Source organism: Synechococcus sp. H55.10 (genome assembly GCF_047502715.1).
GTDB lineage: Bacteria > Cyanobacteriota > Cyanobacteriia > Thermostichales > Thermostichaceae > Thermostichus.
On the sequence record NZ_JANSJJ010000085.1, the window covers coordinates 1 to 21228 of the forward strand.

Annotated in this window: 23 protein-coding genes and 2 tRNA genes; 14 read left to right on the forward strand and 11 right to left on the reverse strand. The window is 60.7% G+C overall.

The annotated features are described in order from the left end of the window. Positions 1-181: 181 nt before the first annotated feature. The gene (locus tag NW858_RS06645; RefSeq protein ID WP_414520157.1) at positions 182-1381 is read right to left on the reverse strand and encodes an LptF/LptG family permease; all 1200 of its coding nucleotides are present in this window, start codon (positions 1379-1381) and stop codon (positions 182-184) included. A 183-nt stretch (positions 1382-1564) separates the two neighbouring features. Between NW858_RS06645 and NW858_RS06650 the strand changes: the two genes are divergently transcribed. Next, complete coding sequence (locus tag NW858_RS06650; RefSeq protein ID WP_414520158.1) at positions 1565-3022, forward strand: pyruvate kinase; 1458 nt, start codon at positions 1565-1567, stop codon at positions 3020-3022. Positions 3023-3032: 10 nt separating this feature from the next. On the opposite strand, the gene lptB is transcribed toward NW858_RS06650, so the two are convergent. Continuing rightward, positions 3033-3761 (reverse strand): LPS export ABC transporter ATP-binding protein, encoded by a 729-nt coding sequence (gene lptB / locus NW858_RS06655; RefSeq protein ID WP_414335290.1) that lies wholly within the window; start codon positions 3759-3761, stop codon positions 3033-3035. A gap of 237 nt (positions 3762-3998) precedes the next feature. Here lptB and NW858_RS06660 point away from each other — a divergent pair, with 237 nt between their 5' ends. Together NW858_RS06660 and NW858_RS06665 are read left to right on the forward strand one after the other, a co-directional pair. Beyond that, on the forward strand, positions 3999-4277 hold the full coding sequence (locus NW858_RS06660; protein ID WP_414349140.1) for a hypothetical protein: 279 nt from the start codon (positions 3999-4001) through the stop codon (positions 4275-4277). Between the two features lie 161 nt (positions 4278-4438). After that, on the forward strand, positions 4439-4930 hold the full coding sequence (locus NW858_RS06665) for a pentapeptide repeat-containing protein (protein WP_414335292.1): 492 nt from the start codon (positions 4439-4441) through the stop codon (positions 4928-4930). Between the two features lie 81 nt (positions 4931-5011). Here NW858_RS06665 and NW858_RS06670 read toward each other — a convergent pair. Beyond that, positions 5012-5092, reverse strand: a tRNA-Leu gene (locus tag NW858_RS06670). A 79-nt stretch (positions 5093-5171) separates the two neighbouring features. Next, positions 5172-6116: a PLP-dependent cysteine synthase family protein gene (locus NW858_RS06675; RefSeq protein WP_414335294.1), complete on the reverse strand. Its 945-nt coding sequence runs from the start codon at positions 6114-6116 to the stop codon at positions 5172-5174. A gap of 179 nt (positions 6117-6295) precedes the next feature. On the opposite strand from NW858_RS06675, the gene NW858_RS06680 reads away from it, so the two are divergent. The 3 genes from NW858_RS06680 to NW858_RS06690 all read left to right on the forward strand — a co-directional run bounded on the left by NW858_RS06680 (position 6296) and on the right by NW858_RS06690 (position 8993). Beyond that, positions 6296-7423 carry a cob(I)yrinic acid a,c-diamide adenosyltransferase gene (locus NW858_RS06680; protein WP_414335296.1) on the forward strand — a complete coding sequence of 376 codons (1128 nt, stop codon included), beginning with the start codon at positions 6296-6298 and terminating at the stop codon, positions 7421-7423. Continuing rightward, positions 7423-8187 carry a lysophospholipid acyltransferase family protein gene (locus tag NW858_RS06685; protein WP_414336768.1) on the forward strand — a complete coding sequence of 255 codons (765 nt, stop codon included), beginning with the start codon at positions 7423-7425 and terminating at the stop codon, positions 8185-8187. Before NW858_RS06680 ends, NW858_RS06685 begins: the two co-directional genes overlap by 1 nt. 77 nt (positions 8188-8264) lie before the next feature. Beyond that, positions 8265-8993, forward strand: a complete 729-nt coding sequence (locus NW858_RS06690) for an alpha/beta fold hydrolase (RefSeq protein ID WP_414335300.1) — start codon at positions 8265-8267, stop codon at positions 8991-8993. Here the strand turns inward: NW858_RS06690 and NW858_RS06695 are convergent. Both NW858_RS06695 and NW858_RS06700 read right to left on the reverse strand, forming a co-directional pair. Continuing rightward, positions 8971-9702, reverse strand: coding sequence for an HAD-IA family hydrolase (locus tag NW858_RS06695; RefSeq protein ID WP_414335301.1), 732 nt, complete (start codon positions 9700-9702; stop codon positions 8971-8973). The two genes, NW858_RS06690 and NW858_RS06695, sit on opposite strands and share 23 nt — an antisense overlap. An 18-nt stretch (positions 9703-9720) precedes the next feature. Beyond that, positions 9721-10698 (reverse strand): PhoH family protein, encoded by a 978-nt coding sequence (locus NW858_RS06700; protein WP_414335303.1) that lies wholly within the window; start codon positions 10696-10698, stop codon positions 9721-9723. Between the two features lie 531 nt (positions 10699-11229). Here NW858_RS06700 and NW858_RS06705 point away from each other — a divergent pair. The 3 genes from NW858_RS06705 (at position 11230) to NW858_RS06715 (ending at position 12831) form a co-directional block, all read left to right on the forward strand. Continuing rightward, positions 11230-11778 carry a hypothetical protein gene (locus NW858_RS06705; RefSeq protein ID WP_414335305.1) on the forward strand — a complete coding sequence of 183 codons (549 nt, stop codon included), beginning with the start codon at positions 11230-11232 and terminating at the stop codon, positions 11776-11778. 155 nt (positions 11779-11933) lie between these two features. Beyond that, positions 11934-12024: transfer RNA gene (locus tag NW858_RS06710), tRNA-Ser, on the forward strand. Between the two features lie 48 nt (positions 12025-12072). Next, a complete protein-coding gene (locus tag NW858_RS06715; RefSeq protein WP_414349137.1) occupies positions 12073-12831 on the forward strand; it encodes a TIGR00297 family protein in 759 nt (252 codons plus the stop codon). Between the two features lie 351 nt (positions 12832-13182). On the opposite strand, the gene NW858_RS06720 is transcribed toward NW858_RS06715, so the two are convergent. The 4 genes from NW858_RS06720 to clpP form a co-directional block, all read right to left on the reverse strand. After that, complete coding sequence (locus NW858_RS06720) at positions 13183-13515, reverse strand: ribulose bisphosphate carboxylase small subunit (protein ID WP_414334878.1); 333 nt, start codon at positions 13513-13515, stop codon at positions 13183-13185. Positions 13516-13523: 8 nt separating this feature from the next. Then, the gene (gene rcbX, locus NW858_RS06725) at positions 13524-13931 is read right to left on the reverse strand and encodes a RuBisCO chaperone RbcX (RefSeq protein ID WP_414334877.1); all 408 of its coding nucleotides are present in this window, start codon (positions 13929-13931) and stop codon (positions 13524-13526) included. Positions 13932-14000: 69 nt separating this feature from the next. Further along, a complete protein-coding gene (locus NW858_RS06730) occupies positions 14001-15425 on the reverse strand; it encodes a form I ribulose bisphosphate carboxylase large subunit (RefSeq protein ID WP_414334876.1) in 1425 nt (474 codons plus the stop codon). Between the two features lie 510 nt (positions 15426-15935). Further along, positions 15936-16538 carry an ATP-dependent Clp endopeptidase proteolytic subunit ClpP gene (gene clpP / locus NW858_RS06735; protein WP_414334875.1) on the reverse strand — a complete coding sequence of 201 codons (603 nt, stop codon included), beginning with the start codon at positions 16536-16538 and terminating at the stop codon, positions 15936-15938. A gap of 341 nt (positions 16539-16879) precedes the next feature. Between clpP and NW858_RS06740 the strand changes: the two genes are divergently transcribed. From NW858_RS06740 to NW858_RS06755, 4 genes are all read left to right on the forward strand, one after another. Then, positions 16880-17077 carry a hypothetical protein gene (locus tag NW858_RS06740; RefSeq protein ID WP_414520159.1) on the forward strand — a complete coding sequence of 66 codons (198 nt, stop codon included), beginning with the start codon at positions 16880-16882 and terminating at the stop codon, positions 17075-17077. 113 nt (positions 17078-17190) lie between these two features. Further along, positions 17191-18444 carry an FAD-dependent oxidoreductase gene (locus tag NW858_RS06745; protein ID WP_414338747.1) on the forward strand — a complete coding sequence of 418 codons (1254 nt, stop codon included), beginning with the start codon at positions 17191-17193 and terminating at the stop codon, positions 18442-18444. Continuing rightward, on the forward strand, positions 18432-18629 hold the full coding sequence (gene thiS / locus NW858_RS06750) for a sulfur carrier protein ThiS (protein ID WP_414334873.1): 198 nt from the start codon (positions 18432-18434) through the stop codon (positions 18627-18629). The genes NW858_RS06745 and thiS overlap by 13 nt, the downstream gene beginning before the upstream one ends. Before the next feature lie 45 nt (positions 18630-18674). Then, on the forward strand, positions 18675-19502 hold the full coding sequence (locus NW858_RS06755; RefSeq protein ID WP_414334872.1) for a thiazole synthase: 828 nt from the start codon (positions 18675-18677) through the stop codon (positions 19500-19502). A 5-nt stretch (positions 19503-19507) separates the two neighbouring features. On the opposite strand, the gene NW858_RS06760 is transcribed toward NW858_RS06755, so the two are convergent. After that, on the reverse strand, positions 19508-20140 hold the full coding sequence (locus tag NW858_RS06760; protein ID WP_414520160.1) for a class I SAM-dependent methyltransferase: 633 nt from the start codon (positions 20138-20140) through the stop codon (positions 19508-19510). A 262-nt stretch (positions 20141-20402) separates the two neighbouring features. On the opposite strand from NW858_RS06760, the gene NW858_RS06765 reads away from it, so the two are divergent. After that, on the forward strand, positions 20403-21134 hold the full coding sequence (locus tag NW858_RS06765; protein ID WP_414334870.1) for a M50 family metallopeptidase: 732 nt from the start codon (positions 20403-20405) through the stop codon (positions 21132-21134). Positions 21135-21228: the final 94 nt, after the last annotated feature.

A 21228-nucleotide genomic window follows, 5' to 3' on the forward strand; every position in this document is an offset into this window, starting at 1 on the left:
GGTTGCCTCTAGCTTCACGGCTTGCGAAGCAGATACCTTGAGCTTGCAGGAGATAGTCAGGACTTGGGCCATGTCACAATTATCCGTCGTCCGCATTTCTCCCGACCCTGACCCTACGGCGGGGCTCCTGCGGTTTCTAGCTGATCCTACCTCTACCCATCTGGAAAACCCTGCCCGGCAGCTATTGATTGGCTCGGTAGAGCAACCCCAGCCCTACGGCCATACAGATTAAGTTGGGCAACCAAGCCGCCACCGCCGGTCCCAGCGTTCCAATTTGTCCCAGAGCTTGGGTGATGAACAACAGCACATAGAAGGCAAAGATAATCAGCACACTGATGCCCAACCCCAACGAGGAACTGGTGCGCTGCGGGCGCAACCCCAAGGGTGACCCAATGAGGGTGAAGGCCAGGCAGGCAAAGGGAATGGCATACTTTTGGTGGAGGCTGACCTGGAGGCGACGCACCCGCTGCAGATCTCCAGAGCTGGCGATCACCTCAATGTAATGGTTCAGCTCGCGAATGTTCATTTCCTCAGGGCTGCGGATCTCCTGAGCCAGCTCCAGCGGCGCGCGCGGCAGGCGCAGCTCCTGGCGGCTGAAGGTGGCGATGTTGCTGTAGGTGCCGTCGGGCGAGACGATGTAGTTGGTGCCGTCCTCAAACACCCAGAGGTTCTCCTGGGGATCCCAGCGCCCCCGTTGCGCCAGGAGAATTTGGCTGAGAGCCTCGTTGGAAAAATCGAGGACGATTACGCCGCGCATCTGCTGGCCATCGAAGCTGCGGGCATAGAACTGACGGGTTAGCCCTTGCCGGCGGGAAAAACTGCCGTCCGGCTCCGGCGCAAGGATCTCGCCAAATTCTTGGTAGAGGATATTCTCTCGCCGGAAGTCCGGATCCCGGTTCAAAGCACGGTTTAAAGTCAGGGCCGCCTGGCGGTTGCTCACCGGCACCACCAGCTCGTTGAACAGAAACGTCAACGTCGTCACCAACAGGCTGAGGATGAGGGCCGGCACCACCAGACGGTAGAGGCTCACGCCGCAACCGCGCAGGGCTGTGATCTCGTTATCGGCAGACAGGCGCCCATAGGCCAGCAACGTCGCCAGCAGCATCGACATCGGGAACGTCAAGACGATGATCCCCGGTGCCCGCAGCGCGAACACCTGTAAGGCTGCCGAAATCGATAACCCCGCCTCCACCACCAGGCGCACCAGCTCGAACAGAGATCCCACCGCCATCACCAAGGTTGTGAAAGCTCCCACCCCAAAGAGAAAAGGCAGCAGCATCTCCGAGAGGACATAGCGATCCATCAGGCCCACCGCACAAGCCAGGGAGAACGTGCTCGAGAGCTGACCGACTGAATGGGTGGGGGGGAAATAAAGTTTCACGAAACCAGATCCAGAACAAGCAGTAGGCTGATCCAGCCAGAGCAGCCGGAGGCTGTTAACGACTCTAGACCGGAACGTCGGCGAATGAAAGGTTCATGGCCTCAATCAAACAACTGCTGTCGAGCAAAAGTGAGTCTCAACCTAGAATTGGGCTTGACAGGCTGCTTTCAGAAAGTTGCGAGCATGGCTTTCTCTTCCCCCGATCTCAAAGGTTTGCTGGAAAAACTCCTGGAACTGCGGCAACAAGTTGTACAGGGATCCCAGACCTACTTGGCTGCTTGGGGCTGCTCTGGGGATCCCTCTCCCGCCATGCACAACCTGGCGCGGTATCTGGCTTTGCGGCAACAGGATCTGCGCAGCCTGCAACTGGAGCTGGCCGCCCTGGGGCTGTCGTCGCTGGGGCGATGTGAATCGCGGGTTTTGGAAAGCCTCGATGCGGTAATCGCCATTTTGGCCGCCGCTCAAGGGCTGAGTCATGAAGGACCCAGCTATGAAGCGTTTTACGCCGGGGATATGGCCCTAGAGCAGCACACCGAGGCTCTCTTTGGCCCTCCCTCCCCCCACCGCCGCGCCCGCATCATGGTAACCTTGCCCGGCGAAGCCGCCGAGCAGCCGGAGCTGCTGCTGGAGTTGTTGCAACGGGGCATGGACGTAGCGCGAATCAACTGCGCCCACGACGATCCCTCGGTGTGGGAGAACATGCTGGCCCACTTGCGCCGGGCCGAAGCCCAGACCCAGCGGCGCTGCAAGATTTTGTTCGACCTGGCCGGCCCCAAGATCCGCACCGGCCCGGTGGTTACGCCTCCCGGCAAAGCCAAGGTGTACCGTGGGGATCGCATCCTGCTCACGGCAGCCATGCCGCCGGTCAACTCTGACATCTCCTGCCAGGTGGCTTGCACCCTGCCGGAGATTTTGGCAAACCTGCAGGTGGGGACAACCGTCTGGATCGACGACGGCAAGATTGGCGCCCGCGTAGTGGGGATCGAGCCGGCAGGCGTGGTGCTGGAGGTGGACAAAGTTGCTCCCCAGGGCAAGAAGTTGCGAGCCGAAAAAGGCCTCAATTTCCCCGATAGCCAGCTGCAGATCCGCCCCCTCAGCGAGAAAGACTGCCAAGACCTGGATTTTGTGGTGCAGCATGCCGACTTGGTGGGTTATTCCTTTGTCCAGCAGCCGGCGGATTTGCAGTTGCTGTTTTCCGAGCTGGAGCGGCGGCAGGCCCGGCCCGACTTGGGGTTGATCCTCAAAATCGAAACCCGACAGGCGGTGAAAAATCTGCCAGCTCTCATCGCGACGGCTGCTGATAGGCCGCTGGGGGTGATGATTGCCCGGGGAGATCTGGCCGTGGAGATCGGTTGGCTGCGCTTGGGCGAGATCCAAGAAGAACTGCTGTGGATTTGCGAGGCCGCCCATGTGCCGGTGGTGTGGGCTACGCAGGTGCTGGATCAGCTCACCAAAGAGGGCCTGCCCTCGCGGCCCGAGCTTTCCGATGCGGTGATGTCCGCCCGCGCCGAATGCGTGATGCTCAACAAAGGCCCCTATCTGCTGGAGGCGGTCGCCCTTCTTGACGAGCTGCTGGCCCGCATGCAAGCCCACCAGCACAAGAAAAGCCAACGCCTGCGGGCTTTGTATTCCTGGCAGTAGAGGAAGCTCGTTAGAGGCGGAACTTCTCCCCCAGGTAATACTTGCGCACCAAGGGATCCGCCGCCAGCTCTGCTGCCGTGCCCTTGGCCAAAATGGCTCCATCGTTGAGAATGTAGGCCCGGTCGGTGATCTCCAGCGTCTCCCGCACGTTGTGGTCGGTAATCAACACGCCGATGCCGCGATGCTTCAGCTTGGCCACCACCTCCTGGATATCCGCCACCGCAATGGGATCCACCCCCGCAAACGGCTCATCCAGCAGCAGAAATTTCGGCCCGTGGATCCCGGCAGCCAAGGCGCGGGCGATCTCGGCGCGGCGCCGCTCTCCCCCCGAGACCTGCAGGCCCAGGCTGTGGGCCACATGGGCAATGCGGAACTCCTCCAGCAGTTGGTTGAGGCGTTGTTGCCAAAGGCGGCGAGGCACCCGTGTCTGCTCCATGATCAGAAGCAAGTTGTCTTGGATGCTGAGGCGACGAAAGATGCTCGGCTCCTGGGCCAGATAGCCGATCCCCAACTGGGCCCGGCGGTGCATCGGTAGGTGAGTAATATCTTGGTCATCCAGCCAGACATGGCCTCGGTTGGGCTGGATCAGGCCGGTCATGATGTAGAAGGTGGTGGTTTTCCCTGCCCCATTGGGCCCCAGCAGCCCAACAATCTCTCCCTGCTGAATGTGCAAGCTGACGTCGCTCACCACCTCACGGCGGCCATAGCGCTTACAGATGTTTTCTAGGTAGATCTGCATAGGGCCGGCACAGAGTTGCTGATCAAGGCTTCCTATCGAATGCTTACGACAGCCTGTCACCCAGATAGGGATCCCGGCTGCCGTAGCGCACAAAGTTCTCTCTTGAGGATGCCCCAAACCTGGTCCACAATCCAGGGGAGTGCAGGCAGTAATGGTTGCCCTCAAGCCAACCGGAGGAATCTTCGATATCCTCCCCACCCATCAAAATGGGATCGTTATGGGATCTGTGGCCTTGCCATGCTCCGCTGCCCAGCCTGCCATTGGCTAAACCCCGACTCCGATCGTCGCTGTCGCCGCTGTGGACACTTTTTGCGTCGTCGCTCGCTTCCTGTTGCCAGGAGCGGATCCCTGGCTTTCAGCCCGAGAAGGCCGAAAATCCGCTGGGATCGCGTCCTGGCTTCCTCAGCAATACTGGGGGTTTTGGCAGGGTTGGGGCAACTGTCTTGGCATGGGCTGCAGCCGCTGCTGCAAGATCCGCCCCCGCCCGGCGATAGCCCACCAGCTCTAGGGCGATAAGGCCGCAACGTCATCGCAGCTTGAGGGAATTTGTCAATCTGGGAGCCGAGGCAGACCTGTGGAGTGGTCGAAGCCGACGGATGCCACTATCATGTGACCAACCCAGGACAACCCCGCTCTGGCGGATTGTCGCCGTCAACCCTTGATGAGGCTTGGTCACCATGAACTTACATCTTAAAGCTGCCGCCGTTTTAGCGCTGCTGACCACGGCAGCCGTGGCCTCCACTGCCGCCGCCACAACCCCCAACGCCTGCTTCCTGCGCTATCTCATGGCTTCCCGAACCTGTCCCAACTGCCGCCTGGGATCCCTCGAGCTGAGCAACCTGGATCTGGCAGAGGCTAACTTCCAGGGTGCCGACCTGATTGAGGCCAATCTGGAGCGCACCCTCTTGACGGGCGCCGATCTCAGCCAGTCTTACCTGGTGGGGGCCAATTTGCGGCGGGCGCAATTGCGCGGAGCCAACCTGAGTGGCGCCTACCTGGAAGGCGCAGATTTGCGGGGCGCCAACCTGCGAGGGGCCGACCTCTCTTCTGCATTCCTGTACGGCGCCGACTTGCGGGGGGCCGATCTGCGCGAGGCCAATCTGGCTGGGGCTGACCTGCGCTTTGCCCGCACCTGGGGCGCACGCCTGCAGGGCGCCGTTCGGGAATAGCGCAAAAGCCGAGATCAATTCTCGGCTGGCTCGCCACTGCCCACTTCCCCTCTCCTGCCCCGGGAGAGGGGTCGGGCCCAGTGCGGATGGCGAGACTCGAACTCGCAAGGCAAAGCCACACGCCCCTCAAACGTGCGCGTATACCAATTCCGCCACATCCGCTTCTAAGCCTAACCATCATAGCGGCAGAGGTGTGCAGTTGTTAAGGGCATTGGCCCTTTTGCATCCTGCCGCGGTAAGGTCAATCCTCCGTCCAAAACCGCTCCGAGAGATACTTGTCAGCCCCGTCGCAAAAGATGGTCACCACCACTCCGGAGGAAAGTTGACGGGCCACCTGTAGGGCTGCCACCACATTGGCCCCGGCAGAGATGCCCACCAGCAAGCCTTCTTCTAGGGCCAGGCGCTTGACCATTTTCTGGGCTGCTTCTGTGGAGATCTCGATGTGCTGGTCGGGCAGGGTGGGATCGTAGATCTCGGGCTTGAGGGCGGTGGCCATGTGCTTGAGGCCTTCTAAGCCATGAAAGGGAGAGTCCGGCTGCATGGCAATGATTTGGATATCGGAGCGGCACTCCCGCAGGCGTCGCCCTACCCCCATACAGGTGCCGCTGGTACCCAGCCCGGTTACAAAATGGGTGACCTGCCCCTGGGTTTGCTCCCAGATTTCTACTCCTGTGGTCTCGTAGTGGGCCTGCCAGTTGGCGGGGTTGCTATATTGGTCGGGGTAGAAATAGAGCTCGGGGTTTTCGGCGTAGAGGGCGCGGGCTTTCTCGATGGCCCCATCGGATCCCAGGGCGGGATCCGTCAAGACCAGATCCACGCCGTAAGCCGCGAGGATCTTCTTGCGCTCCGGGCTGGCGTTGGCTGGCAGGGCCAGCTTGACTTTGTAGCCTAAGGCCGCCCCGATCCAGGCGTAGGCGATGCCGGTGTTGCCGCTGGTGGCATCCAGGATGATCTTGCCGGGGGTGAGCTTGCCCTGGCGTTCGCCGGCGCGAATCATGTTCAGGGCAGGGCGATCTTTGACGGAGCCACCGGGGTTGTACCACTCTGCCTTGCCGTAAACCCGCACCGATTCCGGCAAATCGGCAGCCACTCGCCGCAGGCGGATAAGCGGTGTTCCACCCACCAGCTCAATGGGGCTATCGACGGCAGAAAATAAGGGGCGAGAAGAAAATGCAGTCGGATACAAGGGGGATCCCTCGCTAGACAGGCATTGACTGGACAACCATTGCTCATCTTATCCTGGCCTTTCTCGGCTCTTGAGGGCTTTTTCTGGCCCCTGGCCAGCTTTCCTAAAAACCTGTGGCTAGACTCTAAGATGGGGGTAGAAGGGCAAGAGTTCTGGACAACGGCACGATGCGGAGGGGCATGGCAGAAATCGGCATTGTAACCGCCCAGCAGTTCGACCGCCGACGGGGCCAGATCCACGTCTACGACGGTGAGGGCAAAGGCAAGTCCCAGGCGGCGCTGGGGGTTGTGCTGCGCTCCATTGGTTTGGGGATCGAAAAGGCGGCCCCCAGCCGGGTGTTGTTGGTGCGGTTTCTCAAGGGGCCGGGCCGCACCTACGCCGAGGATGCGGCCATTGCTGCTCTGCAGCGGGGCTTCCCCCATCTCATCGATCAATTGCGCACCGGACGCGGGGAGTTCTTCGGCCCGGACGAGATCACCAAGTTCGACCGTCAGGAGGCCCGCCGCGGCTGGGATGTGGCCAAGGGAGCTTTGGCGTCAGGATTTTACTCGGTGGTGGTGCTGGATGAGCTCAACCCGGTGCTGGATCTGGGCCTGCTGCCGGTGGATGAGGTCGTCAACACCCTCAAGCAAAAGCCGGAGGAGATGGAGGTGATCATCACCGGGCGGGGGGCGCCCAAGGAAATTATCGACCTGGCAGACTTGCACTCGGAAATGCGCAGCCTGCGCCGGGGGGCGGATCCCCAAAACGGCCAGCCCAGCGGCATTGAGATCTACACCGGCAACGGCAAGGGAAAATCCACCAGCGCTCTGGGTCGGGCTCTACAGGCCATCGGGCGCGGCATCAGCAAGGATCTCTCCCACCGCGTGCTGATCATGCAGTGGCTGAAGGGGGGAACGGGCTACACGGAAGATGCGGCCATTCGGGCCTTGCGAGAAAGCTACCCCGACCTGGTGGATCACCAGCGTTGCGGTCGGGATGCGATTGTCTGGCGAGGTAAACAGCAAGAAATCGACTATGTAGAAGCGGAGCGGGGCTGGGAGTTGGCACGGGCAGCTATTGCTTCCGGCCTGTACAAAACCATCATCTTGGATGAGCTGAACCCGACGGTGGATCTGGAGCTGCTGGATGTGGAGCCGATCGTGCAGGCTTTGTTGCGCAAGCCGCGCGATACGGAGATCATCATTACGGGCCGCTGCCATGCCCCCTTGCCCTATTTCGAGCTGGCCTCTGTCCATTCGGAAATGGTGAGCCACAAGCACTATGCCGAGCAGGGAGCCGATCTGCGACGCGGGGTGGACTATTGATGGGATCCTTCGCAGCGTTCTGGCAACCGTTGTCCCCAGCCCTGTCTGTTTTGGCTTGGCCGCCAGACTCCAAGATGCTGGCTCAGTCGTTGCTCAGCCTTTTCCAGACGGAAGTGTGGGTGGAGGGGGGGGAGCGCATTCCCGCCGGCCCGCTGGTGGTGGTGAGCAATCACCGCAGCTTCCTGGATGCGCCGGTGCTGATCGCGGGGTTGGATCGGCCAATTCGCTTTGCCTGTCATTACTACCTGTCTCAGGTGCCGCTGCTGCGGGAGGTGGCCCTGGCACTGGGTTGCCTTCCCCTCAAGCAGGGATCCCGGCAGCAAATCCATTTTTTTCGGCAGGCGCAGGCCACCTTGGCGGCAGGCGTGGGGGTGGGGATCTTTCCGGAAGGCGCGGAGCAGATCACCCGTGCGACCTCGCCTCAGGAGTTGGGGCAGTTTCAGCCGGGCTTTGCCCATCTGGCCTTGGCGGCAACGGTGGATCCCTTGCCGATTCTGCCGGTGGCCGTGTGGGCCCAGGAAGAATGGCGGGGGGTGGATATTCCCATGGCTTTCTTTCGCTGGTTTGACCCCAGCGAGCCCCGCTTTCAACAGGAAGGGGGACATCCGGTGGTGTTGTATCGGCGGGTGGTGCTCAGAGTAGGATCCCCCCTCTGGGTCACTGGGAAGCAGCGCCACCGATCCCGACGCGAACGAATGCAGGTGATTCAAGAGCTAACCGCAGCGGCCCGAGAACAGGTGCAATTGGGATTGGCAGGGAAATGAGAAAGTTGAGTGGCGAGCTGATAACCTCTAGCTTGATCTGCCCGGCAAAGGAGGCAGTTGGTCAGGAGCGGCCTCTGTTGCTGTACCTGCCCGGTATGGATGGCACAGGCGGGTTGTTTTACCGGCAGGCGCGGGCTTTGGAGCGGGAGTTTTGCATTCGCCCCCTGAGCTTGAACCACCCAGAGGCGGGAAATAGCTGGGAGACCCTGGCCGACTGGGTGGGATCCCAGTTGGAAACAGGAGCCTACTTGTGTGGAGAATCTTTTGGGGCCTGCCTAGCCTTGTTGGTGGTTGCCCGCTGGCCGGAACGGTGCCGCGGCCTTGTTTTGGTCAATCCGGCCTCGTCGCTGCGACGTCGGCCCTGGTGGTGGGCGGGGCATTGGCTGCTGCCCTTTTTGCCGCCAGGGCTCTATCACCAATTGTCGGAGCGGGGGCTGGGGTTTTTGGCCGAGCTCAACCAAATCGAGCCGCCGGATCGGGAGCGATTGCGCCAGGCCGTGCACAGCGTCCCGCCAGAGGTGGCTGCCCAGCGCTTGGCCTTGCTGGGATCGTTTGTCGTGGAGGAGCTGCCCCTGGAGTCGATGACCCTGCCGACGTTGCTGGTGGCGGGGGGGCGGGATCGCCTGTTGCCGTCGGTGCAGGAGGTGGGCCGGCTGGCGGAGCGGCTGCCCCGGGCGCAGGTGGAGATCTCGCCCTTGAGCGGCCACGCTTGTCTTCTGGAGCGGCAGATGAACCTGCGGCGTTATTTGCTCAAGCCAGATGGGGTTTTCGCCCCCCTGCTGCTCAATTCTGCTGCGAGCCGTTGAGAATGGAAAGGGCTCCCCACAGATCGGCTATCCGTCCTTGGCAGGAGCGATCTTTTCCTTCTCGATCCAGCCAAAGGGCTTTCAAGCCCGCTGCTTTGGCCCCTTGATAGTCTTCGCGGTGGCTATCGCCGATGTGGCAAGCGGCTGCGGGAGGGATCCCTTGGGCCGCCAGGGCAGCTTGGAAGATGCGGGGATCGGGCTTGGCATAGCCCACCTGGGTGGAAAGGGTGAGGCTGGAAAAGTAGGAACCCAACTGCAACTGCTGTAGCACCCCGGGCAGGCGGCTGTCGAAATTGGAGATCACCCCCAGCCGGATCCCTTCCTGTTGCAGAACCTGTAGAACCGGCAGCGTCTCGGGATAGAGCTCCCAGGGCCCCGCCCCGGCAAAGTACTCGAACAGGTGGGCAAAAAACACCTCAAACTGCCCTTCCCCGAAAGCAGCCAGGGATCCGACTTGGGCGAAGGTCTGGCGCACCACCTGCCGCCACCAGGCCCGCTCCCATTCCTGCAAGACGGATCCCGTCAAGCCTGGGCAGGCCGGAGTTGGAGCCTGGGCAAAAGCTTGGGCAAAGGCGCAATCCAACGCTGGGGGATCCACCCTCACCCCATATTCTGCTGCCACCTGGCTGTAAGCTTGGCCAACGCCGCCCCGCACCCGAAACAGGGTGCCCACCGCATCGAAAAAGAGCACCGTTCCGCAACTCATCATGAGTAGGTATCACCAGTATCACTGCTGGCTCTCATAGCGGTCGTAGGCATCCACAATCCGCTGCACCAATGGGTGACGCACCACATCCCGCTGGTCAAAGTAGCAAAAAGCAACCCCCTCCACCCCCGTCAGGATGCGCTCCGCAGCGGCCAAGCCCGACAGGCGATGCTTGCCCAGATCCGTTTGGGTGAGATCCCCGGTAACCACCATGCGCGACCGGAAGCCCAGCCGCGTGAGGGCCATCTTCATCTGCTCCGGGGTGGTGTTCTGGGCTTCGTCCAAAATGATGAAAGCATTGCTGAGAGTGCGCCCCCGCATGTAAGCCAGGGGCGCCACCTCGATGACCCCTTGTTCCATCAACTGGGGCAGCTTGGCCGGGTCGATAAACTCGAACAGGGCATCGTAGAGGGGCCGCAGATAGGGATCCACCTTTTCCACCAGATCCCCCGGCAAAAAACCCAACTTCTCCCCCGCCTCCACGGCAGGGCGAGTGAGGATCAAACGCTCATATTCCCGGTTTTGCAGGGCAGCAATGGCTACAACAGCGGCCAGATAAGTTTTGCCGGTGCCTGCCGGCCCGATGCCGAAGCAGAGGTCGTGGGCGCGAATGGCTCGCACATACTCCTGCTGGCGGGGCGTTTTGGGCCGGATCAGCTCTCCCTTGCGGGTGCGGGCCAACACACCTGCTTGCGCTTGCTGATAGGCCGCAGCCTCCTGGCCGGAGAGGGCGCGAAAAGCTTGCTCTGCATCGATCACCGTGACAGGGTGTCCAGTTTGCCAAAGCGGCTTCAGCAATTCTAGCCACTGCCGCACCTGCTGCCGCTGCTGAGGGGTGCCTTTCAGGTACAGGTCTTGCCCGCGCAGCGTTACAGAAGCCCCACTGAAGCGACTGATCCACCTCAAGTTGGCCTCCTGAATGCCCGCCAAAGACATGGCCTGTTGAGGATCGGACAGAGAGATAATTTCGAAATCGGTGGGAGCAGAAGTGTCGTGCATGCCGTGGGCGCCGGGCACCCCGCGAGACTTGTAATGGTGATCCTATCAAAAACGGCTGTCAGAGCGCTCTGGGTTCGGAGAGCTGCTCCAGAGACCAGATGAGCGCAAGAGTGCTTAACAGGGGCATTGCACAAATTAATGTGTTTTGGAATACGAGTTCCCAGCAGATCTGCGCTGAGTAAGGATCTGGGTTCTGGCTTTGGTCGGCAGTCAAGTCGTGGGGAATTAACAGATTCCTAAGGTTCCCTAAAAAAGTATTGCAAAGGCCTATTTCTCTGGGAATAGCCGCCATCCATCAAGTAAAGTTGACCTATTGACGTAAGGAGCTTGAACCCTCAATCTCTTGCCCGATCGAGCAAGAGCCTGAGGTTTTCAACCCCGATGTCATAGTTCATCTGAGATTCTCCACCAAGCAGCAGGGAGAGGAATAGGTTTGTCTTTAAAACCTTTCCCCGGCTTCATTTTTGGGATCCCTGTAAGCTCTCTACAGATCCTCACTTCGGGAGTCATTTTGAAAAAAAGGAGAGATAGATGTCTACCCAATCTGCGTCTGGTACTCTAGGGCTGCCACAACTGGATTTGACCCAAATTCCACGCCAGATCGCCTGCGATGGCAGCGACTTAGACTGGAGCCAAGCTCAAGTGATCGAAGGCACCCAGCCCCAAGAGGAGAACTTGCAGGGCTGGATGGCTTTCTCTGACCTGCGGGTCAATCAAGAGGCCGGCAATATCCTGCACTGGCAGGGGCGTCCGCTGCGGGCCAGCCGCATCCGCTTTTTCGTGAAAAATGTGGCCTGGCGCTACGGCTTTTCTTTCTCCACCAGCATCCGCTCGCCCCTTGGCAAAGGGATCCCGACCCCGCCGGAGTGGCGCTACCCCGGTCTTTGCCGCTACGGGCTTGTGGTGTTCCAGCCCAACGCCCAACTGGTGGCCCATCAGGTTTGGGAATCCTCGCCGGAGCAGCCCCAAGAGGTAGATCTGGATCCCAACTTGGATATTGCCTTCAACGTCAACGATGCCAAGGGCAGCTACGGCGACAACAGCGGCAGCTTCGATATCTACGTGCAGGTGGTGAGCTAGGGCCGCCCAAGCCCAGGGGTTACCTCCAGGAGGGATCCCGACCATTCGCGACAGCGGGACGGAGTTCTTGCAGGCCCAGTTGCCGGGCGGGATCCCATCTTCTACAATAGGTGAGCTGGCGGCTGGATCCCAACGGAGGGTGTCTCTGCCGCTTTGGAGAGGTGGCTGAGTGGTCGAAAGCGGCTTCCTGCTAAGAAGTTACGGGGCCCAAAAGCTCCGTCGAGGGTTCGAATCCCTCCCTCTCCGTTTCTGCAGTTGACCCTTGGCAGCGGTTTCACTGCTTTTTGGGTGTTTATGTGGCAAGCGTGGCTGCTGAGTCAGTGGGGAGTGGCGCTCTGGCTCAATCTGGCCTTGGTGGCACTGGCCCTGCTGAGCCCCCAGAAGGCGCTGACGCGGGCGGGAGTCCTCCACGCAGGCCTACTGGGTCTGTTGGTGTGGGGGGGGCTGGGGTGGCGGGGCTATGCGGTGGTGGCGGCCTATTTTTTAATCGGCACCGCCGTCACCCGGCTGGGGATCCGGCGCAAGCAGGCGCAGGGGATCGCCGAAAAGCGAGAGGGGGCGCGAGGGCCGGAAAATGTCTGGGGATCCGCTTTGACCGGGGCAGTATGCGCGGTGGGCTACACTTTCTTGCCGCATCCGCTGTGGTGGTTGGGGTATGGTGCCAGCTTTGCAGCGAAATTGGCCGATACCGTCAGCAGCGAGGTGGGGAAAGCCTACGGACGCCAGACCTTTTTGATCACCACCTTCCAATCCGTGCCGGCGGGCACAGAAGGAGCCGTGAGCCTGGAGGGATCCCTGGCAGGGGTGGCGGCAGCGGTAGGGATGGCCACCTTGGCTTGGGGGATCGGTGGGGAGTGGGTAAGAGGAGACCCGTTTTGGCTGGGCATTTGCTGTCTGGCCGGGATCCTGGCCACCTTGGCAGAAAGCTGGATGGGGGTGGTGTTGCAACCCCGCCTGGCCTGGATGAGCAACGAAGTGGTGAACGGCATTCAAACAGCCCTAGCAGCTCTCCTGGCCGTGGGATTGGGAGCGCTTTTGGGGATCGGATCCTAAAAAGGGGCCCCTCACCCCCAACCTCTCTCCCTGAGGGATGGCCCTCACCCCCAGCCTCTCTCCCTGAGGGATGGCCCTCACCCCCAGCCCCTCTCCCTGAGGGATGGCCCTCACCCCCAGCCCCTCTCCCTGAGGGAGAGGGGAGTTAGAGCGGCGCCTTCGCGACAGCGTTGTGTAGCAATAACGAGGCAAGGAACCGTTGCGTTGCTGTTTGAAATGACTGTTTTTTGAGATTGAGAATGGCGCCGTTGCCATTGGGAATGGCTGTGCGAAGCAAGAAATAAAAAAGAGGGAGAAGCTCTCCCTCCGCGCTGATTGGCTAGGAATGAGACCAATTGCCCCGAACCTCTCTTAGCGTAGGCCGCTGGGCTTGTAAACCAAGAAGCTGAGCACCTGGCACTGCTTGATGTTGTCGAACCCCACCACACGGATGAAGCAATTGGGGTAGGCGCTGCGGCAAGCCTGCACCTCGCTCAGCACCTCCTGGGGAGAAGTGGCGCCGAACAGAGGCAGCTTCCACAATGTCCAGTAGCGAACCGTCGGTTCAGAGGATTCGTTGAACTCAACGGCAGGGATGTAGCCCTGATCCAAGATGTATTGCACCTGCTTGATGATCTGCAGATCCGTCAGCGGCGGCAAGTAGGAAAGGGTTTCGTAGCGGCGCTCTTTCGGTAAGGTTTGCATGATGGCTGTCACTCCGTTTCGGGTCTAAGGTTTTGGGGAGGGGATCCCGCTTCCGGGTGGGTGACCGGCGGAGATCCCGCTGCTGAGGTGAGCCGTTCTAGGTGATTGCGGCGGTGCTCCATATTGGCCTGCTGGATGCCGGCTTTGGCCATCTCCGGCAGGTAATCCACCACCTCCGCTGCAATGTGCTCGCGAACGGTCATGATGCGGTAGGCCAAGTCAGGGCGCTCTGCCAGCAAAGCCCGCAGGTAGGCTTCCCCATCCTGGAGGTTTTGCCGGGCAGAGAACTGCTGCAGCCAAAGAGCCCTGGGAGGATCCGTCTCGCTCAGTTGGGCCAGCACCGTGCGCATCGCCTGATAGGTCAGGTAGCTGATCAAGGTCTTGGCCGTATCTTTGGCGATCTGTTTTAGATCCATTGCCAATCCAGGGGGTGGCCAAAGCAGCGGGGCAAGAGAACTGTGGGGATCCCTTGCCCCAGCCAATCTCTAGAGGGTATCGACGGGCTTGAACTCGAACTTGATCTCCTTCCACAGCTCGCAGGCAGCCGCCAGCTCCGGCGACCACTTGGCCGCTTCGCGGATGATGTCGTTGCCCTCGCGGGCCAGATCCCGACCTTCGTTACGAGCTTGGATACAAGCTTCCAAAGCCACCCGATTGGCGGTCGCGCCTGGAGCGTTCCCCCAGGGGTGTCCCAGGGTTCCGCCGCCAAACTGCAGCACGGCATCGTCACCGAAGATCTCCACCAGTGCCGGCATGTGCCAGACGTGAATGCCACCGGAGGCCACCGGCATCACCCCAGGCATCGAAGCCCAATCTTGGGTGAAGAAGTTACCCCGAGAGCGATCCGCCTCCACATAGTTCTCCCGCATCTGATCCACAAAGCCAAGCGTCACGGCGCGGTCGCCTTCCAACTTGCCCACCACCGTACCGGCATGCAGGTGGTCGCCGCCGGACATGCGCAAGCACTTGGCCAGCACCCGGAAGTGGATGCCGTGGTTTTTCTGCCGGTCGATCACCGCGTGCATGGCGCGGTGGATGTGCAGCAGAATGCCGTTGTCGCGGCACCACTTAGCCAGGCTGGTGTTGGCGGTAAACCCAGCAGTCAGGTAGTCGTGCATGATGATGGGGGCACCAATCTCCTTGGCAAACTCCGCCCGTTTGAACATCTCCTCACAGGTGGGCGCCGTCACGTTCAGGTAGTGCCCCTTGATCTCGCCAGTTTCCGCTTGGGCCTTGTGGACGGCCTCCATCACAAAGAGGTAGCGATCCCGCCAGCGCTGGAAGGGCTGGGAGTTGATGTTTTCGTCGTCTTTGGTGAAGTCCAGACCGCCCCGCAGCGCCTCGTACACCGCCCGCCCGTAGTTTTTAGCGGAAAGGCCCAGCTTGGGCTTGATGGTGCAGCCCAATAGTGGGCGGCCATACTTGTTCAATTTGTCCCGCTCCACCTGGATGCCGTGGGGAGGGCCCTGGAAGGTCTTCAAGTAGGCCACGGGGATGCGCAAGTCTTCCAGCCGCAGCGCCTTCAGGGCCTTGAAGCCGAAGACGTTGCCCACAATCGAGGTGAGCATGTTGGTGACCGAGCCTTCCTCGAACAAATCCAGCGGATAGGCGACGAAGCAGAAGTATTGATTCTCTTCGCCGGGAACTGGCTCGATGTCGTAGCAGCGGCCCTTGTACCGATCCAAGTCGGTGAGCAAATCTGTCCACACCGTTGTCCAGGTGCCGGTCGAGGACTCAGCCGCCACCGCCGCCCCGGCCTCTTCGGGGGGAACGCCCGGCTGAGGGGTAACCCGGAAACAGGCCAAGACATCGGTATCCTTGGGCGTGTAGTCGGGCGTGTAATAGGTGAGTCGGTAATCTTTCACCCCGGCTTGATAGCCGCTTTTGGATTGGGTTGCTGCGTAAGCCACGTCGATCTCCCTCTGAACGAATCACAAAACCAGAAAATGCCATTCACGGCTGCAACCAATGAGGCAAAAACCCAGGGCCAAAGCCCCAGACCACCGAGTTTTCGTGAATGAACCTGCCCCACAACCGTGGGACTTGGGCTTTGAGACAGTCTTCCGCATTCACGCGGATGCAAAGTCCAAAACCCTCCTTTTCAAGTGCCGCCCATTGCCAGCTCTGACGCCCTGGACTTTGGAAACCCAGTGGAAAGATTTCTATACAGTGTCTAAGCTAGAATTGCGGCAAACACAGGTCTACACTGGTTTAATCCTAAGCTATCATCCGCAAGGATCAGCTGATCATTACTTTCTTTATGAGTTCGATTAGTTTGGTTAAAGTGAGTCCCCTGACTTAGTGACAAGAAGACCAATTTCTTTGGCTTTCTTAATATCTTCGCCGGTGGGATCCCTGCCAACAGGCAAAAGCTCCCTGCTTTGAGGGAGCCCTGCAAGCTGGCCGCAGAACCTAGACGCTCAAGAAACGGCTGCCAGGGTTGGCTGGGATCTCTTGCTGATCACCTGGTCGATGAGGCCGTACTCTTTGGCCTGTTCTGGGGTCATAAAGTTGTCGCGGTCGGTATCGCGTTCGATGCGCTCCAGAGGTTGGCCGGTGTGGTAGGCCAGCAGGCTGTTGAGGCTGTTTTTGATGAAGAGGATCTCTTTGGCCTGAATTTCGATGTCGGTGGCCGGCCCCTGGGCTCCACCGAGGGGCTGGTGGATCATGATGCGGGCGTGGGGAAGGGCGATGCGTTTGCCTTTGGTGCCCCCTGCCAGCAGAAAGGCTCCCATGCTGGCGGCCAGACCGATGCAGATGGTGGAGACATCCGGCTGGATGTGTTGCATGGTGTCGTAGATGGCCATACCGGCATAGACCGAGCCGCCGGGGGAGTTGATGTAGAGGTAGATGTCTTTCTCGGGGTCTTCGGATTCCAAGTAGAGCATCTGGGCCACGATCAGGTTAGCAATGTCGTCGTCCACCTGGGTGCCCAGGAAGATAATCCGATCCCGCAAAAGACGCGAGTAGATGTCAAAGGCGCGCTCGCCTCGCGCGGATTGCTCGATAACCGTGGGAATCATGCCAGTCCAAGGGATGGGTCAGTTCTTCTAGTGTAGTGTAAGCCGCTGGACAGATGCTTGCTCAGGGTGACCAGAGGGTAGCCGCCGGGTTGGGCAACGAGTCTGAGGTATGGCTCTTTACGATGGGGTGAGGCAAAGTCTAGATGGATATGATCCCAGATGAACCGATGGTGATCGCCAGCTTGCTGAGCCTAGCTTTGCTGGGGATCTTGATCCTAAACTTGGCAGAGCGTGGAACCGGTAATGGCGACTAGGATGGGAAAAAGTTCAACAGTCCCCTACCTTTGTAGGCTGGGGAGGGTAAGTACCTGGATGCCCGAATCCGGCAAGGGGTACTCCAGTTGACGCCATCACTTCACCACCTGAAAATGTTTCACATTCTCACCGTATCCTGCCAACTCATCACCACCCCCCAGCAGGTTGAGAAACTGGAGCTGGTGCTGAAGGCGTTGGCTCGTTGCTGTGAGTTTGCCCATCGCCATACCCCAGAAAACCTGCACAACTGCAAAGAACCTCCCTACCATCCGCCGCGGTTGTGATGCCCGCCAAGCGGCCAAACTAAGGGCGAAGAGCTTTGCCTGCGCCTTCACCTTCTCAAGCGTCAAGAATCCCTGTCCCTGAGGACAGGGGGTATGTCAACATCGGATCTAACATGAAATCCATTGCCTCAGCGGTGGGGGGCACTTTGACCCTTTCAACCTCATCTTCTCGGACAAATGCGGCAGCAAGTCTGCCCAGGCCATCTCCTATCCCGTCAGCGGTGGGGAGAGCGCAGCGGGATCCCATTCTTGTCCTCGGAGCCGGTCTGATGGGGCGCCTGTTGGCTGCCACCCTGGTCGAGGTCGGGCATTCTGTCCGCATCGTGGAGGCGGCTCCTGCCGGTGCCGTCGAGAGCAGTGCTGCCCATTTTGCCGCTGCCATGCTGGCTCCCCTGGCGGAGTCTGCCGTCGCCGAGGCCAGCGTAGTAGCGCAGGGGTACTATGCCCTCTCCCGTTGGCCCTCCCTTTTGGCCAGTCTGCCGCAGCCGGTTTTCTTTCAGCAGGAAGGCACCCTGATCCTCTGGCACCGCCAAGATGCGGGGGAAGCCAGACGCTTCTCATCCCTGCTAGCTGCTGTGGGGGAACGCCTTCCCCATCTCCCCAAGCCCCAGCCTCTGGATGCCCAGGCTGTAGCTGAGCTGGAGCCCTCGCTGGCCGGGCGATTTGGGCAAGGCCTGTATCTTCCCCAAGAGGGCCAACTGGATAACCGCCAACTGTTGTCGGCTCTGCTGGCCAAGCTGCGGCAGCACGAGGTGGAGGTGGAGTGGAGTTGCCCCTGGGATCTGGAGCAGGCGGAAGCCTGGCAGCAACAAACCGGCGGGTGGGTTTTGGACTGTCGCGGCCTGGGATCCCGAACAGAATGGGGTGGGCAGTCACCGCTGCGGGGAGTTAGAGGTGAGGTGGTACGTCTGTATGCCCCGGAAGTAGCTTTGCGGCGCCCGACCCGGCTGTTGCACCCCCGCTACCCGATCTACATCGCTCCCAAGCCGGGGCACCTGTTTGTGGTGGGAGCCACCGAAATTGAATCCGAGGATCGCTCGCCGGTGAGTGTCCGCTCGGCTCTGGAGCTGCTCAGCGCCGCCTACGCCGTCCACCCTGCCTTTGCCGAAGCGCGTATCCTGGAATTAGGCAGCCAATGTCGTCCCACCTTGGCGAACCACTTGCCAGCCGTGGTGGAGTGCGCGCCTCGCCTGTTGCAGATCAACGGCCTCTATCGCCATGGCTTTATGATCTCCCCGGCTATCCACGATGCCGTCTTGGAGTATCTTCACCACGGCAGTTGCCGCCTTGCTCAGGAGTTGGGGATCCCTTTTCAGGTACAGGCTGCCCCTCTTGCCGGTGAATCCCTGTCGCCATGCGTGTCTTGATCAACCAAAAGCCTTACGATTTGCCGGAGGGCACCACGCTGGCCGAGGCGATAGCCCAGGTGGAGATCAGTGGCCCTTTTGCGGTGGCGGTTAATCTAGAGTTTGTGCCGCGCGCCCAGTACGAGCGAACTCGTCTGCAAGAAGGCGACCAGGTGGAGATTGTCGCGCCGGTTGCCGGCGGCTAGTGCCCGACTGCCTCCCCTCAGATCCCGCATTTTTGCCCCTCAGCGATGTCCACTCTTCTTCCTGTCTCCCCCTCGACTCGGGCCGATGAGGATCCCTTGGTGCTCTACGGCCAAGCGCTGCCCAGCCGCCTGATGCTGGGGACGGCTCGCTACCCTTCGCCCGCCATTTTGGAGCAGGCGGTGGTGCGGGCACAGCCCTGTTTGTTGACCGTTTCCCTGCGGCGCCAGGGGGCGCTGGGGTCGGAAGCTTCCCAAGGGTTTTGGGCCCTGCTCCAGAAGCTAGGGATCCCGGTTCTGCCCAACACCGCCGGCTGCCACAGCGTGCAGGAGGTAGTCACCACAGCGGAGATGGCGCGGGAGGTGTTCGGCACCAACTGGATCAAGCTGGAGCTCATTGGGGATGACTACACCTTGCAGCCGGATCCGGTGCAACTGCCCACTGCCGCTGCCGAACTAATCCGTCGCGGCTTCAAGGTTCTGCCCTATAGCACCGACGATCTGGTGCTGTGCCAGCGGCTCTTGGATGCCGGTTGTGAAGTGGTGATGCCCTGGGCCGCTCCCATCGGCACCGGCAAGGGCCCCCTCAACCCCTACAACTTGCGCTTGCTGCGAGAGCGGATCGAGGCGCCCCTGATCGTGGATGCCGGCCTGGGCCTGCCCTCCCACGCCTGCCAGGTGATGGAGTGGGGCTTCGATGGGGTGCTGTTGAATACAGCGGTGGCCTTGGCTCGGGATCCGGTGGCAATGGCCGAGGCCTTTGCGGAAGCAGTGCGCGCAGGCCGGCGAGCCTACCTGGCCGGCGCGATGACCCCCCAGGAAGCGGCTCAGCCCAGCACACCGGTTCTCGGCACCCCCTTCTGGCACCAAGGGTGAGCAGCTTAGGCGGCAGGCTTTTGGGCCTGGATCACCTGCAAAGCCCCCCCGGCGTGCAGGGTTTGCCGGACGGATTGCCAGCCCTGCTGCTGCAAGTACTGCGGCAGATCCAACTTGAGCAAGTTCCAGGCGGTCTCGGTTTCAAACAGGGCCAGAAAGAGGGCCAGCCCAGGCCACATCCAAGGTTGGCAAGGCGCGTGCAAGTCCAGGATCAAAAGCCCTCCCCCCGGCTTGAGCACCCGCCACCCTTCCCGCAGCACCTGTTCCAGGTCAGGAAAAGGCAGCTCGTGCAGGGCCAAGCTGGTGTGCACCCAATCAAAGCTGTTGGCAGGAAAGGGCAGATCCTGGGCAAAGGCTTCCACAAATTCCACCTTGGGGAGGCGTTGGCGAGCTGCCGCCAGGGCTTTGGGGGAAGCATCCAGGCCGACAACGTTTTGGCTCAGCTCGGCTAGGATTGGAGTCACTTCGGCAGGGCCACAGCAGAGATCCAATACCCGCTCCTGGGGCTGGATGGAGATCCCTTGGAGGGGCAACCAGCGCAGTCGCTCATATCCCCCCACTGCTAGGGCAGCCGCACGGCTGATGCTGCGGTAAAGCCAGGGAAAGCGGTAGCTCCAGTCGCGCAGGAAGGTGGCCATAGGCAGGGATCCCTTGGGGCTTTTCCAGCCTACCTGTGAGACGGCTCCCCTGTCTCCTTGCTGTTGTTGGCCCCTCACCCCCAACCCCTCTCCCAGAGGTCACCCAAGCGCTCCGCGCCGCTCACGCGACCACCCCCAACCCCTCTCCCAGAGGGAGAGGGGAGTTGGCCCGGCTATTTTTGCCTGATGTGGAACTTTTTTCTGCCGGCAATCGTCTAGGCCGACAAGGCATCTTGGGCCTTTTCTCCACCCACCTGCTGGTATGACTCAGTTTGAGCTGCCTCCTTCCCCTTCCGCAAGGCCTGGCCGGCACAGCGTGATCTGGCTGGTGGCTGCGGCGGGGCTGACAGTCTTGCTCTGGCGGTTTCCCTGGGGCAATTACCTCCTCTACCCCTTTACTTTGTTGGCCACCTGGTTTCACGAGATGGGCCATGGCCTGATGGCGCTGCTGTTGGGGGGTGAGTTTCATCGTCTTGAGATCTATCCCGACGGCTCGGGGCTGGCCATTCACAGTGGCGAGCTGTTTTTGGGGCGGGTGGGGCGGGCCTTGGTGGCCGCTGCCGGGCCGATGGGGCCGCCCATAGCTGGGGCCCTGTTCATCCTCACCTCCCGCCGCCGCAGCACAGCTCGGCTGGGGCTGGTATTTTTGGGATCCCTGTTATTGCTCTCGACGCTGCTCTGGGTGCGTTCCCCCTTTGGCCTTTTGTTCCTCCCGGCCATGGGTTTGGGCATCCTGGCAGTAGCTCGCTGGGCTGCCTCTTGGTTACAAAGCTTTGCCCTGCAGTTTTTGGGGGTGCAAGCCTGCGTGAGCACCTATCACCAGCTCGATTATCTTTTTATGGACGCTGCTGTCATCGACGGGCGGCTGATCCTCTCCGATTCCAGCCAGATTGCCCAAAACCTGTTTTTGCCCTACTGGTTCTGGGGAGGGGTGATGGCGGTGTTTTCTTTGGTTCTGCTGATCACCAGCTTGCAACTGGCCTTTCGCGACTAGGGGGCAAAGCCGCAATTCTGGAAGTGATTGTTGTCACCTAAAAATCCGTCGCCCATCACTGCCCAGCCGAAAAAACCGCCGCTACAGTAGGGGG

What these genes read in the sequence shown, in the direction of transcription:
- NW858_RS06700 (WP_414335303.1), bottom strand. Translation starts at nt 10,698, where the DNA reads ATGCACGACACTTCTGCTCCCACCGATTTCGAAATTATCTCTCTGTCC.
- NW858_RS06680 (WP_414335296.1), top strand. Translation starts at nt 6,296, where the DNA reads ATGGCAGAAATCGGCATTGTAACCGCCCAGCAGTTCGACCGCCGACGG.
- lptB (WP_414335290.1), bottom strand. Translation starts at nt 3,761, where the DNA reads ATGCAGATCTACCTAGAAAACATCTGTAAGCGCTATGGCCGCCGTGAG.
- NW858_RS06650 (WP_414520158.1), top strand. Translation starts at nt 1,565, where the DNA reads ATGGCTTTCTCTTCCCCCGATCTCAAAGGTTTGCTGGAAAAACTCCTG.
- thiS (WP_414334873.1), top strand. Translation starts at nt 18,432, where the DNA reads ATGCGTGTCTTGATCAACCAAAAGCCTTACGATTTGCCGGAGGGCACC.
- clpP (WP_414334875.1), bottom strand. Translation starts at nt 16,538, where the DNA reads ATGATTCCCACGGTTATCGAGCAATCCGCGCGAGGCGAGCGCGCCTTT.
- NW858_RS06715 (WP_414349137.1), top strand. Translation starts at nt 12,073, where the DNA reads ATGTGGCAAGCGTGGCTGCTGAGTCAGTGGGGAGTGGCGCTCTGGCTC.
- NW858_RS06685 (WP_414336768.1), top strand. Translation starts at nt 7,423, where the DNA reads ATGGGATCCTTCGCAGCGTTCTGGCAACCGTTGTCCCCAGCCCTGTCT.
- rcbX (WP_414334877.1), bottom strand. Translation starts at nt 13,931, where the DNA reads ATGGATCTAAAACAGATCGCCAAAGATACGGCCAAGACCTTGATCAGC.
- NW858_RS06705 (WP_414335305.1), top strand. Translation starts at nt 11,230, where the DNA reads ATGTCTACCCAATCTGCGTCTGGTACTCTAGGGCTGCCACAACTGGAT.
- NW858_RS06695 (WP_414335301.1), bottom strand. Translation starts at nt 9,702, where the DNA reads ATGATGAGTTGCGGAACGGTGCTCTTTTTCGATGCGGTGGGCACCCTG.
- NW858_RS06755 (WP_414334872.1), top strand. Translation starts at nt 18,675, where the DNA reads ATGTCCACTCTTCTTCCTGTCTCCCCCTCGACTCGGGCCGATGAGGAT.
- NW858_RS06760 (WP_414520160.1), bottom strand. Translation starts at nt 20,140, where the DNA reads ATGGCCACCTTCCTGCGCGACTGGAGCTACCGCTTTCCCTGGCTTTAC.
- NW858_RS06745 (WP_414338747.1), top strand. Translation starts at nt 17,191, where the DNA reads ATGAAATCCATTGCCTCAGCGGTGGGGGGCACTTTGACCCTTTCAACC.
- NW858_RS06765 (WP_414334870.1), top strand. Translation starts at nt 20,403, where the DNA reads ATGACTCAGTTTGAGCTGCCTCCTTCCCCTTCCGCAAGGCCTGGCCGG.
- NW858_RS06660 (WP_414349140.1), top strand. Translation starts at nt 3,999, where the DNA reads ATGCTCCGCTGCCCAGCCTGCCATTGGCTAAACCCCGACTCCGATCGT.
- NW858_RS06720 (WP_414334878.1), bottom strand. Translation starts at nt 13,515, where the DNA reads ATGCAAACCTTACCGAAAGAGCGCCGCTACGAAACCCTTTCCTACTTG.
- NW858_RS06665 (WP_414335292.1), top strand. Translation starts at nt 4,439, where the DNA reads ATGAACTTACATCTTAAAGCTGCCGCCGTTTTAGCGCTGCTGACCACG.